We start from the raw sequence: 14,780 nt of genomic DNA, 5'->3' as shown, positions 1-14,780 counted from the left end.
CATGACCGTCAATTGTCCGCACCCGGACGGAGTTAACCTGTGTTCCTGAGCGCGCTGGCCGTGCCGTTGACGGTCAGTTGCAGGGCCAGTTTGACCAGCTTATGCTGATTGCCGTGACGGCGCTGGGTCATCAGTTCGACCTGCATCCGGTTGAGCGTATCGAGCACCGGCTTTGAGCGCTCAATTGAGCCACGCAGGTGCTCATGGGTCGACAGCAGGGTCTTGGCACCGCGGATACGCAGGATCAAAGCAATCGTGTCATCGAACTCGAACCTGATCTTATCAAAGATGCGCTGGGCCTCGACCTTATCGCGCGCCAGATGATCGACATAAAGCCCGGCGATTTCCATGTCGGCCTTGGCCAGCGCCATTTCCATATTGGCCAGGAAGACATCAAAGAAATCCCAGGTCTGAACCATGTCGGACAGGACCGAATCCTCAACGCCGGTATCGCGCACCGCTGCCGCAAAACCGTACCAACCGGGCAGGACAAAGCGCGACTGCGACCACGAAAACACCCACGGAATGGCCCGCAGGTCTTCGATCTGACCGCTGGTGGTCCGCGACGCCGGACGCGAGCCGATCTTAAGGTCAGTGATCTCCGAAATCGGCGTCACATTGCGGAAGAAGGCCAGAAAATGCTCATCCTCATAGACCAGATCGCGGTAGGCCTTGAATGAGGCGGCGCAGATTTTGTCCATCACCGGCCCGAACTTCGCTTCGGCTTTCGCTTCCTTGGTGTCCTTATCGACCTTGGGTTTTACAGACGCGAGGAACACCGCCGCCGCAAAGCTGTCGAGCGTCTTGCCTGCCGTCGTGGCATTGCCGAACTTACGGGCGATCATTTCACCCTGCTCCGTCACCTTAATGTGGCCGCCGACCGTGCCCGCAGGCTGAGCCAGAATAGCGCCAAACGCCGGTCCTCCCCCGCGTCCGACCGATCCGCCACGACCATGGAACAGTCTTAAGCCCACGCCGTAATGCTCACAGACCGCTTTGATGGCCGAGGACGCTTTATGCAGCGACCAGCGCGACGCCGTATAGCCGCCGTCTTTGTTGGAATCCGAATAGCCGAGCATGACTTCCTGAACCGCCGGACGCCCCAAAAGCGAGCGCATGGCGGGCAGGCCTAACCAGCGCTTCATGATGTCGGGGGCGGCCTCAAGGTCGCCGATGGTTTCAAACAGGGGAGCCACCTTGATCATGGTGTGCGGCTGCGGCCCGCCGTAAACGAGGCCTGCCTGTTTCAACAGCACCAGCGGCTCAAGAATATCCGACACCGACTTACCCATCGAAATCACATAGGCGCCGATGGCCGATGGGCCGTAGGTCTTGATAACCTCAGCCGCCGCATCGATAATCTTAAGCTCTCTGCGCGTCTCAGCCGAATATTTGGCAAACGGCCAGCGCAGCAGACGGTCATTGGTCAGTTCCGCCACCAACGCCGACACCCGCTCATTTTCCGACAGGGACATATAGTCAAGCAGTTCCGACGACTGGGCGAACAGTTCCGCCACCACCCGCTCATGGACCGATGAGTTCTGACGGAGATCAAGCGCCATCAGGTGAAAGCCGCAGGAACGCGCGATCTGGATCGTCGCCTTGAGCGTGCGCCCGATCAGGCGCTTGCCGCCATTGGCGATCAGGCTGTCGCGGATGACCTTAAGGTCGCGCACAAATTCATCAACCGTCTCATAGGGGGTGGCAATTTCCTGCGGCACATAGCCGGAGCCCAAACCGCGCTGCTCCCCGATAATGACCTGAGCGGTCTTGGCCAGACGGGCCTTCACATAGGACAGAGCACGCCGGTAGGGTTCATCGACGCGGTGGACATTGGTGTCGGACGATTTGCGCGACAACTCCATCAGGTCGTCGGACACCTTGGTCAGTTCTTCGGAGACGGTCAGTTCGGTATCAAGCTTGTTGATCTGATCGAAATAAAACCGGAAAATGGTGCGGGCCTGCTCGCGGAAGGCATAGCGCAGGGTCGTCTCATCGACATGGGGGTGGCCGTCGCGGTCGCCACCGATCCATGAGCCGAGTTTCAAAATCTTCGGCAGGGTCTCATCCAGCGCGATATCGCGGTCCCACTGGGTATAGAGATTAACCAGCGCGGGCAGGATGGAACGGCGCACCACGCCCAGTGAATTTTCAATCTCATCAAAGACCGTGATCCGCTCCGGCCGGTGCAGGCGCGTATTCCACAAAAGGGCGATGGCGCGGTAGAGGTCTTCTTCGATGGCGCGGCGCTCAAGTGCCGAATTGCAGCTTTCATAACGCGACAAAAGCTGAGTAATTTCATATTCGCGCTCAACAACACTGGCGCGGCGCATTTCGGTCGGATGGGCCGTAAAGACCGGAGAGGCATGGATGTTTTGCAGGGTCTTTTCGATCCGTTCCTGATCGATGCCGTCTTTGCGGGCCGAGGCGACCGCATTGGCAAGGCTGATGGTCTGAACCGAACCGTCCGACGCCTCAAACGTATCCTCGCGGCCCAGATTGGCCACGTCTTCGGAGATGACGCTGAGTGTCGACAAACAGGTCAGGACGCGCGCCGCATGGGCAGCGTCCGATTCTGAAAAGCCCGACAGATCGAACGCGCTCGATTTGAGGACATTAAGCTTGGACAGCACCTCGCCGCGGCCAAAATCGGTAATGGCTTCGTTCAGAAACCCTTCCAGCATGGCGGTGTTTTGTTTGACGTGGTCGATGACGGGATCGGTCATGGTCTGCCCCTGCACAAAAAAACAGGCCCGTTAAGACATAGTGCGCCGTAAGGATTGCGCCGGTGTTCTTCTGTGGGAGCGAGAACTTATAGGGCGCAAAATGGCAGCAGATATGGTTATTCAGGCGGAATTTACCCTCTTCACGGTCACTATTAGCGCCAAATTTGTGCGTCGCAAGGTAACAATCGGCAACATTGCGCCAACAATCCGTGAGCTAAAAAATTTACTAAACAAACTCAGTAGGTTGGAAAATATCCCGTTTGAAAAAATTTTATCCTAATTTTTGCGTTAGCGCTAACATTTTTACCGCACCGGCGAACGGGTTACGATTGCAACAATTTATCCGGCAATTTCAGCGGGTTATAGTCTGACAATTGATGTCAGAACCTCCCCTGTTGGGGGGGAGGAGGGAGGCCCGAACTTCCGGGCCGGAAGGTGGGGTAATCCGAACACCTGCAATTTACCCCCTCTTTGCGAACATCCAAGATGTCCGCAAAGCTCCCCCTACAACAGGGGGAATTCTTTCGTTACCTTGTCGCTTCCGGCTTAAAAAACAGCGCTGCCTGAAACGACTGGCCGATGCGGTAAGCTTTTTCGCGCAGGATCTCTGCCCGCAGTGCGTCAAACCGTTCGCCCGTCGTTACCACCCACAATTCCAGCCAACGCTCGAACATGGCCGGGTTAAGATCGAGCGGAAAATGCTTGGCCATCGGCCGGCCTTTGTAGGCCGGAATATCGGGATGGGCGCCATTGGTGATGGTCATCCAAAATAGCGTCAGATTGTCGAAATGCTCCGGCCAGTCATGAACTGCCCCTTCAAACACCGGCCCGATCAGATCATCCACCCGCACCCGGCCATAGAAATCTTCGACCAGCCCGCGGACCTCATCCATTTTGAACAACAGCTCTTTAGACGTTTCTTGATAGGTTTCTGGCATCTTAACACCCGTTAAACATAAGCCGACACCAAATCCTAAGTCTTGCCGGTTAACCTTGGTTATTTAGGCCCGTCTGCGCCCGATTGCCATGCGGCAATTGGTCATGCAGCTTCGGGTATGGTCTGCAAACCAGAGGTAACTATGGCCAAGGCGATTTTCCACCGCCGTCAGCGTGTGTGGGTGGAGCCGGTCGGCACCTGGGCTTTGATCGATAAGGTCAATCCCATTTGGGCCAAGGGCTTTGATGAACCCATCCGCGTCACCTATGACTGCGGACTTGGCCGTGAGTTTCGCGGCGAAGAACTGAAATCCGAAAGCGACGTTGAGCAGGCCCGCGATATCGGCCAGTGGCGGTTGATGCGCGCCCGCAACAAATGGCACTCTGCCGAAGAATCCGGCCATCACCCCTTCCCCGGTACCTATCCGGTGGTGGTCACCGATCCCAATGACTGGGGCGGCTGGCGCGTGCCGGGGGCGGAATATGACCGCGATCCGGCCCTGATCGAGATGCAGGCCCGACTGATCACGCTGTCGCCCAAGCTTCTGAAGCTGGTCAAGGATTTGGTGACCTATGTGCGTCAGGAAACCGAAGACCTGCCCGAAGAGGTGATGGAACTGGCCAAACGTGCCGAAAATCTGCGCCATCTGGTCGAAACCGAAGCGCCCGAAGCTGGCGTGCAAAAGGTTCAGCCCGCCGATCCGGCCGCGAGGTAATTTAAATCACAGGTTGGACGCTTCCAACCAATCGACCGCCTCATCGAAGCTTTCAAAGCCCCGGAATATCTCATCCGGAAACAGAGGGGTGATGGTCGACACCCGCGCCAGATCAAGCGCTGATTTCGACACTATCGCTGTGCGCCCTTTGTGAATCACGTCGCGGGTCAGAAACTGCCAGCGCTTGGCCAGATGTTCAATGTCTTCAAACTCAATGAATCCGGTAAAATCGCGCAGGTCAATCAGCCGCCGCCACGCCCAGGGCCGGTCAAGCTTGCGCGCCGCACTAAATATCTGATCGACCAGATTAGCGCTTTTCATATTGCCGATGATGCGCACAATGACCAGCCTGCGCTTCGGGTCGAGGCGAACCCGAAACCGGTAGCGTGTTGACGCAGGACGACGTGAAAACTGAGACATTTTTTGGTTTTACCGATGACACCGGTTTCATAGCGCCCCTGCGTCAACTTGGGAATAAGGCATAGGGCTACCCGCCAACATTCCATAAAATTATCCCAAGATTTCTGATCTTTACGCCCAAAAGGCGAAATTTTCCCGTGAATTTTCGCCAGACTTAGTACCTGATGTGGCGGTAATTTGAATTGCCTTGGGCGCTCAGGTTTGAAACAGTAGAATCACAGTTTTTAATCACTACTTGAGTCTCAGCCATGCGCACTGAAATCGCCCGCCCCATCCGCCTCAGCGACTATAAGGCACCGGCTTACCGCGTCAGCGCGACACATCTGACCTTTAAACTTGATCCGACCGCGACCCGCGTCACCGCTCGTTTAAGTGTTGAGCGTATCGGAGACGGGCCCTTAGTGCTGCTGGGGGAGCGATTGAAACTGATCGCGATTAAGCTGGACGGGACCGACCTCACACCCGATGCCTACGAGATCACGCCCGAGACCCTGACCATCCACGACGTCCCGGCGCAGTTCGTGTTGGAAACCGAGGTTGAGATCAACCCGCAGGACAATAAAACGCTGGAGGGCCTCTATATGTCCTCTGGCCGCTACTGCACCCAGTGCGAGGCCGAAGGCTTCCGTAAAATCACCTATTTCCCCGATCGTCCGGATGTGTTGTCGAAATACACAGTCCGCGTCGAAGCCCCAAAGGCCGGATTTCCGCACCTGTTGTCCAACGGTAACCTGATCGAACAGGGCGACGTTGGTGATGATCGCCACTACGCTATCTGGGAAGACCCGTTCAATAAACCGTCCTATCTGTTCGCGCTGGTCGCTGGCGAACTGGACGTGCTCGAAGATAAGTTCGTGACCATGTCAGGCCGCACAGTCGATCTGAAAATCTATGTCGATACCGGCATGAGCGCGCGCGCGGCCTATGCCATGGATGCCCTGAAACGATCAATGACATGGGATGAGCAGGCTTATGGGCGCGAATATGACCTTGACCTGTTCATGATCGTGGCTGTGCGCGATTTCAATTTCGGTGCCATGGAAAACAAGGGGTTGAACATCTTCAACGCCTCCCTGCTGCTGGCTGACCCGACCACCGCCACCGATGCCGACTATGAGCGGATCGAAAGCGTTGTCGCCCACGAATATTTCCATAACTGGTCGGGCAACCGCGTCACCTGCCGCGACTGGTTCCAGCTTTGTCTCAAGGAAGGCCTGACCGTCTATCGCGATCAGGGCTTCTCCGCCGATGAGCGCGGCCACGCCGTCCAGCGCATCAAGGACGTCAAGGCTCTGCGCGCCCGTCAGTTCCCGGAAGATGCAGGCCCGCTTGCCCATCCAGTGCGCCCATCGTCATATCTTAAGATCGACAATTTCTACACCGCCACCATCTATGAAAAGGGTGCGGAAATCGTCGGCATGTTGAAAACCGTGGTCGGCCCGAAAGTGTACCGCGCGGCCCTTGACCACTATTTCACCACCCATGACGGTACGGCGGCGACGCTGGAGGACTTTCTCAAAAGCTTTGAGGCGGTCACCGGCGATGATTTTTCCCCTTGGATGAACTGGTACACTCAGGCCGGTACGCCACGTCTTAAAGTCACGCAGACCTATGACGCCGTGGCGAAAACCCTGACCTTGAACCTTAGCCAATCGACGGCCCCAACCCCGTCGCAACCGACCAAGGCGGCGGTGCCGATCCCGGTGCGTTTAGGGATTTTAAGCGAAGACGGCACCCCGCAAAGCTGCGGGTTTGAGGGGCATAGCCAGACCGAAATCACCTATGTTTTGAACGAGGCAAGCACCGCGATTACCCTGACCGATGTGGCCGACGCCCCGGTTTTGTCAGCCCTTCGCCATTTTTCGGCGCCGGTGATCCTTGAGATCGAAGAGCCGCAATCCCATGCCTATGCCCGCTTCCGCGGCGATATGGACCCGTTCAACCGTTGGGAAGCGGCGCAGAAACTCGCGCGCGATTTGATCCTGACCGACGGCGACGTGGCACCTTACGCCGACGCGTTGAAAGCCACCCTGCTCGACGACACGCTGGAACCCGCGTTCAAGGCCCTGATCATGACCTTACCCACCGAGCAAGGTCTGACCCAAGACATGACGCCGGTCGGTCCTGCCGCCATCCACACCCGCCGCAAAGCCGTCAAGGCTGAGCTGTCGGCCACGCTCTATCCGACTTTGCGGGAATTGTATGACGCCATCCAACCACCCGAAACCTTTTCGCCCGATGCGGCCAGTGCGGGCGGACGGGCCCTGCGCAACGCCCTGCTTGATCTGATGATGGCCGGATATGCCACCGCCGATGTGGCCCGCCAATCGGAACTGTCACAACTCGCCAGCGCCCACTATGCCCGCGCGGACAATATGACCGATATGGTCGCCGCCCTGACGGCATTGATGTCCGTCCACGGTGAGCCTTATGAGACTGCCCTCGATGGCTTTTATGCCCGCTTCAAGGACGAACCGCTGGTGATCGACAAATGGTTTGCGCTTCAGGCCGCCTGCCCGCACCCGGAAACCCTGTCACGCATAGACCGCCTAAGCCGCCATCCGGATTTTGATCCAAAGGTGCCTAACCGCTGGCGGGCGCTGGTGCAAAATCTGGCCTCTAACAATCCGGCGGTGTTCCACGGCGTGTTTGCGCCCGACAGCTATGGCTACGGCTTTGTGGTCGATCAGATCCTGACGGTCGACGAATTCAACCCGATGACAGCGGCCCGGCTGGTGGAATCCTTAAGCGGCTATAAACGCTATGCCTCGCCTTGGCGTGAGGCAATGAAGACAGCGCTTGAGACCATCATGACAGCCCCCAAACTGTCAAAAAATGTCGCCGAACTGACCGCCAAGGCGCTGAACCAAAAATAGCTGCGGGATCAGACATCTGCGACAAAATGACTATCGTAATTTAATGCACCTAAACTCAGCCTTAAACATAATATGTTATGTCTTAGGGTCACAAATAGAAAGTTTAGGCGTAACCAGAGGGACGTGTCTTGGGCCTTGAGCGCGTAAGATTCCTGATTGTCGATGACAACAGTCACATGATCGGCATTGTCAAAACCATCCTGCGTGGTTTTGGTGCCGTGCATGTGTTTGAGGCCAAAGACGCCACCGATGCCTTTTTCCGGTTAAAACACGACGCCATTGATATCTGTGTGGTTGACTACCAGATGGACGTGCTCGACGGCGTTGAGTTTGTGCAAATGGTGCGCAATTCGTCCGACAGCCCCAACCGCTATGTGCCGATCATCATGCTGACCGCCCATTCGGAACGCTCCCGCGTCACCAATGCCCGCGATGCCGGCGTCAATGAGTTTTGCGCCAAGCCTGTGACCGCCACCGAACTGCACCGTAAGATCGCGGCCATCGTCAATAACCCGCGCCCGTTCATCAAGACCTCAAGCTATTTCGGTCCGGACCGCAGACGCCGCAAAGACCCGCAATATAAGGGCCCGGAGCGTCGCCAGACGATTACCGTAGGCGATGACGTGACCTAACCGCGCCCCGCGATCTAACCGCCTTCAGCCATGCTTTGGTCAGAACGCGCGGGTTGATTTGCTACGACAGGCAATCTTGTTTTAGGCGTTTGCCTCTTGCGTCCGAGACTTCAACAGCCTCCCTGTCGCCTAAAAAGGGGATATAGATTTGAGGGTGGTCTGGCGTGAAAATTGGGTAATGTGGCTTGCTTAATACAGGTCAATATGATTCACCGATTTATCGATTTTGCATACTCAGGACCATCAAATGGCTCTTATAGGCGATTTTTTCATTATCCCTCCCGAGCAATGGTTATTCTCTACGCATGGTGATGTAATTGACGCTAAGCGCAGAGCACAGCTTATCTTTGACAACACAGGTTCTTATGAGACGGCCGCTCAGCAGATAGAGGAATTTGTTCGGCAATGGGCTTTGAAACGGCTTATTGAAGCCTATAAATATCCCAAGGCTTGGCTGGGTGAACGGCTGATAATTGAAGAGCCTGTCAAAATGGGCGCAACTGAAAAAGAAGCCGATATTTCTATAAGAAATATAAATCGACGGACGTTTCTTTACATAGAAGTGAAGAAATTGGGCGTGAGCGAAGGCGAGTTTGCCGAGGCTGAACGGCAGCTTGAAACCTATCTCGCCTCCACTCATACGGCAACCATTGGCCTGGTGACTGATGGCAGACGAACGAAGGCTATTCGAAAGAAAATCGATCCCAACGATTTCGAATACATCCCCGATTTACCTTCCTACGGGGCGGATGTGGCTTCAAGAGTTCAGTTGGTCAGGGAGACACCGGATATTGAGAAAAAGCGATCAACGGGATTGCGTTCAATTTCTGCAGACTATGAACGGATGCTTTATGATTGCCACAGCACAATTCGCGACGTGGATGGCCTCCATGCCGATGAAGCACTGGATGAAATTTGCAAAGTTTTATACGCGAAAATATTTGATGAGCGGCAGATTACCAAGCAAGCGGTTGGGACACCGTTTAAGTTTCAAACGTTTGGAGCCAGCAACGCATCTGAAGTGGCATCTAACATCCGCACCTTGTATGAAGATGCCAAAAACACTGACGTGGAAATATACTCAAAACGTATCCCCGGATATGAGCGGTCGCGCGGGGTGTTTAAGCAACCCATTCGACTAAGCGATGTTGCATTGTACCGTGTCGTCGAGAAACTACAGGAATTCTCACTGATCGATAGCTCAGAGGATATAAAAGGTCGCGCATTTCAGAAAATATTAGGCAGTGCCATACGGGCGGGTATGGGTCAGTATTTTACCCCAGACCCTATTGTTGAATTAGCGGTCGAAATTATCAACCCAAAGGCTGATGACCTTATTTTGGATCCATTTTGCGGCTCAGGCCATTTTCTAACAAAGGCTCTTCAGCATGTCGTTAGGGAACAAGGCGATACGCTTCCGGCGCATGCTCTACACGAATTCAAATTTTTTCATCTTCATGGGATCGAAAAGTCCGACCGCATGGTCCGCATTGCGATGACTGATATGATGCTACATGATGATGGGCATACAAACATTCGTAATCAGGACGCACTGCTTAGTTTTGAAAATTACCCAGATATCATCTCGTTAAACCATCAGCATAAAGAAGATGGTGCTGATGATCTGAATCCTGCTGTTTTTGACATTATCCTAACCAATCCACCTTTTGGGAGCATCATGAGACAGGAGGTCATGGGGATGATCGGCCGTTTTCATCTCGGCCACAAGAAGAAATCCCTCCCTCTGGAAGTGATTGGTTTAGAGCGCAGCCTGCAATTTTTAAAGCCCGGCGGCAGGCTTGCGATTGTGCTTCCCGAGCACCTGATGAAAGGTAAAAATGCTGCCTTTGTGCGCGAATGGCTGCAACAGGTTGCGCATGTGAAGGCTATCTTCTTTTTTCCAGAGGAAGCCTTCACGCCATATGGCGCTATGATAAAAACGTGCCTTTGCGTTCTGCAGAAATTCAAGCCAGGTGATACTCTAACACCTGAAGCGCCAACTTTCCTGTGTGAAGTTGAGAATCTTGGTTACGAGGCAACCGGAAAAGCCAAGGCTGGAACAGAGATTCCCTTAGCGATTGAAGCCTTTAAAAAAGACGTGAGGTGGAATTGAAAACTTTGATACGAACGCAAAACCACTTTAAATCTGCCGGACGTTGGGACATTGACTTTCATCTCCCCCCTGTTGAAATAAAACGGTTTGATAAAAAACTCATAAAAAAAGTTGACGACGTAGCCTTTGTCGCCAATGAGAAGCGTGATCCGACGGCCCATCCTGAAGACACTTTCAAGTATGTTGATATTGCCAGTATTGATATTAGTACTGGGGAAATTGTTACCCCCCAAGACCTATCCGGGGAAGAGGCGCCGTCTCGCGCACGTAAGGTAATTCGCGCCTTTGATGTACTGATATCCACTTGCCGTCCTACTCGTGGTGCCATCAGCGTTGTACCCATTGAGTTGCATAATCAGATTGCATCGACCGCCTTTACGGTTTTGCGGGCAAAGCCAGGCGTTAACCCCTATTATCTGCACTATGCCATTAGACTTGCCAGTACACTGGAGCAGTTTCGTAAATGGAGCACAGGTTCAAGCTATCCAGCCATTCTTGATGCTGACGTGTTGAAAAGCCGGATTCCCGTTCCAGATTTGGATGAACAGGAAGAGATTGCTGCGCAAATTATGAGCGCTTTTATGGTGCGTAGCCAAGCCATCAAGGACGCAAATACTAACTGGTTTGAAAAACTGAATTCCATTACGCATGCGCTTGGGACAGATTCACAAATATCAATCCAAAACAAGCCCTTATCTATGCGGGCAAATACATCGCTGAATTTTATAGAGACCACTTTAAATGATTTACCACCTCTCATGTTTGACCCTCCCGGTCGTAGAGGTCGCGGGCGAACAGATGACAAAGGTTTTGATTTCGTTGTCGAGGCCGCCTGAACGATTTAATATATCTGAAAATACGTAGCATTACGTAATGAGCGTTTGCAACGCAAGCACCATCCATCCACAGGCCCCCAAGCCTGTGGTTACATCCATCAACCTAAACTTAAGACTCTCGACATAGGATTAACGAACCGTTTACCTTGTTTGTTAACCTCGAATCACATCAGGACGCCGTGTCTATGTCGCGCCACAACGCCCTGTCTTCTGACCAGAGGACAAAACGGGTGTCGTCAGTCAAAAAGCCGAAATCGCCGCCGGACACGCGCAGCGCGGCTTTCCATGCCCAATCCCCCCCCGATGTTAAACCCGCCCAGGCAGCCTTTGCGCCGGTCTCGCCGCGCCTGCCGCTATGGATGCGGGTGTCAACGCTGGCGCTGATTTTGGGGGCCATGCTGACCATGGCCGCCTCGACACTTCAGGTCACCAATTCACTCTCCACCGAAAAAGACGCCGACGGTGAGAAACTGCTGCTCAATGCCCGCCTGAGCGCCAGCCGCTCCGAGGGTCGGCTCGATACCGCCCGCACGGCCATGGAAGCGACGCTGACACAGATCAGCACGGCCCCATCCGAGCCGTTAAGCGCGGTTGAGGCGGGCCTTAAACTGTCACGCGGGACGCTGCTGTCCGTGGCCATAGTCGGCCCTGATGGCAAAGTCATGGCTCACACCGGTCAGGATGAGCCCGACCTGATCCGTGACGCCGCCACCCGCAGCGACAAGAGCCTGGAGGTGCTGACGGCCTCATCCCGGCTGGCGCCCGCGCCGCGATCCTATGTGGTGATAAGCTCCGGCCCCGGCCGCCCCAAGGTGGTCGGCCGGTTGAGTGAGACCTTAGACACCACCAATGCCGCCGTGACGCTGCAGGCCCTGATCAATGCCCGCGGCACGATCGTGCAATCGACCGATGCCCGCCTGAATGGTCAGGACGTGCAGAAAGCTTTGGCGGTATCGCCCGAACAGTTGCGCCAGCGTGCCGACAATGGCGACCTGATTCAGGGGGCACGTACCGACGGCGGCTTTGTTAAGCTGGCGGCCGTGCGCGACGGTGAAACCGGCCTGATCACCGTCTATGGTCAGCCGACCGAGCCGTTCTATTCGCCGCAGTCCAGCCTGCTGAAAGGGCTGACCCTGATCGGAGCGCCGCTGCTGATCGGGCTGCTGTTCGGGGCGTTGCTGGTGCTGCAAGACCGGCGCAAGCGGCAGGAAGCCCAGGGCTATCAGAGCAATGAAACCCGCTACCGGCTGGCGGTCGATGCGGCGCGCTGCGGTATATGGGATTGGGATCTGGATGTGGGTGCAATCACCATGTCGGACGTCATGGCCCAGAAACTGGGCCTGAGCGGCATTAGCCATGCCTCCACGCAGGATATTTTATCGCGCATTGCCGCCGAACAGCGCGGGGATGTTACCCGCGCCCTCTATGAGGCCCGCCGGTCAGGCAAGTTGGCGGTCGCCTTTCGCGTGCCGATGGACAGCGGCAATATCCTGTGGCTGGAACTGCGCGGTCAGGAACTGGGCGAACGCGACGCCAACGGCTTTACACGCCTGAGCGGGGTCATGCTCGACGTCAGCGAGCAGCGCGTCGCGCAAGGGCGCGCGCAGCGGGCAGAGTCGCGGTTGCTGGATGCGATTTCATCCGTTTCGGACGCCTTTGTGCTGTGGGACCGGCGCCAACGGCTGGCCATGTGGAACGCGACCTTTGCCGAGACCTTTAGTATTGATGCGCGCTTCCTTAAGGTTGGCACGGCCCGCGACCTGATAGAGCAGGTGATGGACATCGCTATCCGCCGCAAGCAGACCGTGGCCGATGGCTCGGCGATTGAGGCCGAGTTGAACAACGGCCATTGGGTGCAGATTACCGAGAATCGCACCGCCGAAGGGGGCCGGGTCATGACGGCGGTTGATATCACGGTCGTCAAAAATCAGGAAGAAATGAGCCGCCGGTCCGAAGAACAGCTTCAGGGGCTGGTCGAAAAGCTGGAGCAGAGCCGTAAGATTCAAGCCGATCTGGCCAAAAACTATGAGCATGAGAAAATCCGGGCGGAGAGCGCCAACCACGCCAAGTCAGAGTTCCTGGCTAATATGAGCCATGAACTGCGCACGCCGCTTAACGCCATCAATGGCTTTTCCGAGATCATGTCGCAGGAAATGTTCGGCCCGATCGGCCATCCGCGCTATAAGGAATATGCGGGCGATATCCTCAATTCCGGGCAACACCTGCTGGCGCTGATCAACGATATTCTCGATATGTCGAAGATCGAAGCCGGCAAGCTGGATATGAATTTTGAAGCCGTCGCCATTGATGATGTGGTCGAGGACACCTTGCGGCTGGTGCGTCAGCGGGCTGAAAAATCGGGTCTGAAGGTCAAGGTTCATCTGCCGTCATCCCTGCCGGACATTGAGGCCGACTACCGCGCCTTGAAACAGATTTTGCTTAATTTGCTGACCAATGCCATCAAGTTCACCCCCCAGGGCGGCAGCGTGACGGTGAGTGCGGTGGCGACCGATAACAGTGTGCACCTTAAGGTCATTGACAGCGGCATTGGCATCTCTGCGCGGGATATGCAGCGCCTCGCCCGCCCGTTCGAGCAGATCGAGAACCAGATGTCCAAAACCCGCGAAGGCACAGGCCTTGGGCTGGCGCTCACTAAGTCACTGATTGAGATGCACAATGGCCGCATGGAATTTGATTCCGAAGTGGGCAAGGGCACGGTCGTCAGCGTGATCGTCCCCATCCGCCAGCCGGTTCCGTCGGATGGCTCTGAGCGGTCATCAGCGGCGTAAACTACCGCCTCTTCATGCAGACATGAAGAGGTACGGCAATCTGTTGAAACACTCGCCAAAACGGCAATGCTGCGGTAGCATAGGCTATGAAAACCTTTCACGATGCATGGCAGAAATTTCACCCTGACAGCCTGCCGATGGGCCATCTGGTCAGAGAATCCGAAAACGACAACTGGCTGCGCTTCCATTCCCTGCCGGAATCAAAACGCTACGCGGACACAGAGGCTGAAATGGCGATCATTCTCGAACGTCAAAACATAATCGCGTCAGAAGTGTTGGGAAGCCGTGCTTGCTGGATCGCCAGTTCGCTGCACATACTTGAGGATGATGCAAAAGATGATGAACACTGGGTGCCAGAAACCCGACGGCGAAATCACAATAATCTGTGTGAAAAATATCAGATGAGCCATTCATTCTATTTTCGCGATCCTGATCCAGATGTCGAAATTGACAATGACCTGTTCACAGCACTGACAGCTTGGCAGGCTAGAGAGTTTGATGAGGTTCTTCGCGATATAGCCGGGGATATGCTTACTGATACATTATGGATGTCGGCGGATACGGGTGCGATATTTGCACCTTACGATGGTGGTGTGGATTTGATCCTGCCGGATGTATCTGAGATTGCGCGTTTACGCACCAAGTACAGCGATTGGCTCTCTAGCCATCCTAGTGGTTATTAAAACTTACCCCTCCCCAGTTTACGGGGGAGCCGGGCGGCCGGTGCCGGGGACCG

The 14,780-nt window shown here is 55.1% G+C and carries 11 protein-coding genes; 8 read left to right on the top strand and 3 right to left on the bottom strand.

The features are described from left to right. Window positions 1-32: 32 nt before the first annotated feature. Window positions 33-2,726 (bottom strand): phosphoenolpyruvate carboxylase, encoded by a 2,694-nt coding sequence (gene ppc, locus OVA03_RS14695; protein WP_267525790.1) that lies wholly within the window; start codon window positions 2,724-2,726, stop codon window positions 33-35. A 100-nt stretch (window positions 2,727-2,826) separates the two neighbouring features. Here ppc and OVA03_RS14690 point away from each other — a divergent pair, with 100 nt between their 5' ends. Further along, window positions 2,827-3,006: a hypothetical protein gene (locus OVA03_RS14690; protein ID WP_267525789.1), complete on the top strand. Its 180-nt coding sequence runs from the start codon at window positions 2,827-2,829 to the stop codon at window positions 3,004-3,006. Between the two features lie 247 nt (window positions 3,007-3,253). Here OVA03_RS14690 and OVA03_RS14685 read toward each other — a convergent pair whose 3' ends face one another. Next, window positions 3,254-3,664, bottom strand: coding sequence for a group III truncated hemoglobin (locus OVA03_RS14685; RefSeq protein WP_267525788.1), 411 nt, complete (start codon window positions 3,662-3,664; stop codon window positions 3,254-3,256). A gap of 141 nt (window positions 3,665-3,805) precedes the next feature. Between OVA03_RS14685 and OVA03_RS14680 the strand changes: the two genes are divergently transcribed. Beyond that, window positions 3,806-4,378: a hypothetical protein gene (locus tag OVA03_RS14680; protein ID WP_267525787.1), complete on the top strand. Its 573-nt coding sequence runs from the start codon at window positions 3,806-3,808 to the stop codon at window positions 4,376-4,378. Window positions 4,379-4,384: 6 nt separating this feature from the next. Here OVA03_RS14680 and OVA03_RS14675 read toward each other — a convergent pair whose 3' ends face one another. Next, window positions 4,385-4,798: a hypothetical protein gene (locus tag OVA03_RS14675; protein ID WP_267525786.1), complete on the bottom strand. Its 414-nt coding sequence runs from the start codon at window positions 4,796-4,798 to the stop codon at window positions 4,385-4,387. A gap of 248 nt (window positions 4,799-5,046) precedes the next feature. On the opposite strand from OVA03_RS14675, the gene pepN reads away from it, so the two are divergent. From pepN to OVA03_RS14645, 6 genes are all read left to right on the top strand, one after another. Next, on the top strand, window positions 5,047-7,674 hold the full coding sequence (pepN, locus tag OVA03_RS14670; protein WP_267525785.1) for an aminopeptidase N: 2,628 nt from the start codon (window positions 5,047-5,049) through the stop codon (window positions 7,672-7,674). Between the two features lie 128 nt (window positions 7,675-7,802). Next, complete coding sequence (locus OVA03_RS14665) at window positions 7,803-8,306, top strand: response regulator (RefSeq protein ID WP_267525784.1); 504 nt, start codon at window positions 7,803-7,805, stop codon at window positions 8,304-8,306. A 247-nt stretch (window positions 8,307-8,553) separates the two neighbouring features. Then, window positions 8,554-10,419 (top strand): restriction endonuclease subunit M, encoded by a 1,866-nt coding sequence (locus tag OVA03_RS14660; RefSeq protein WP_267525783.1) that lies wholly within the window; start codon window positions 8,554-8,556, stop codon window positions 10,417-10,419. After that, window positions 10,410-11,255: a restriction endonuclease subunit S gene (locus tag OVA03_RS14655; protein ID WP_267525782.1), complete on the top strand. Its 846-nt coding sequence runs from the start codon at window positions 10,410-10,412 to the stop codon at window positions 11,253-11,255. Before OVA03_RS14660 ends, OVA03_RS14655 begins: the two co-directional genes overlap by 10 nt. Window positions 11,256-11,440: 185 nt before the next feature. After that, the gene (locus OVA03_RS14650; RefSeq protein WP_267525781.1) at window positions 11,441-14,044 is read left to right on the top strand and encodes a PAS domain-containing sensor histidine kinase; all 2,604 of its coding nucleotides are present in this window, start codon (window positions 11,441-11,443) and stop codon (window positions 14,042-14,044) included. An 86-nt stretch (window positions 14,045-14,130) separates the two neighbouring features. Then, window positions 14,131-14,727, top strand: a complete 597-nt coding sequence (locus OVA03_RS14645; protein ID WP_267525780.1) for a DUF3885 domain-containing protein — start codon at window positions 14,131-14,133, stop codon at window positions 14,725-14,727. Window positions 14,728-14,780 lie beyond the last annotated feature (53 nt).

This window comes from Asticcacaulis sp. SL142, assembly GCF_026625745.1.
Lineage (GTDB): Bacteria > Pseudomonadota > Alphaproteobacteria > Caulobacterales > Caulobacteraceae > Asticcacaulis.
This window is presented reverse-complemented; position numbering and strand designations above follow the sequence as displayed.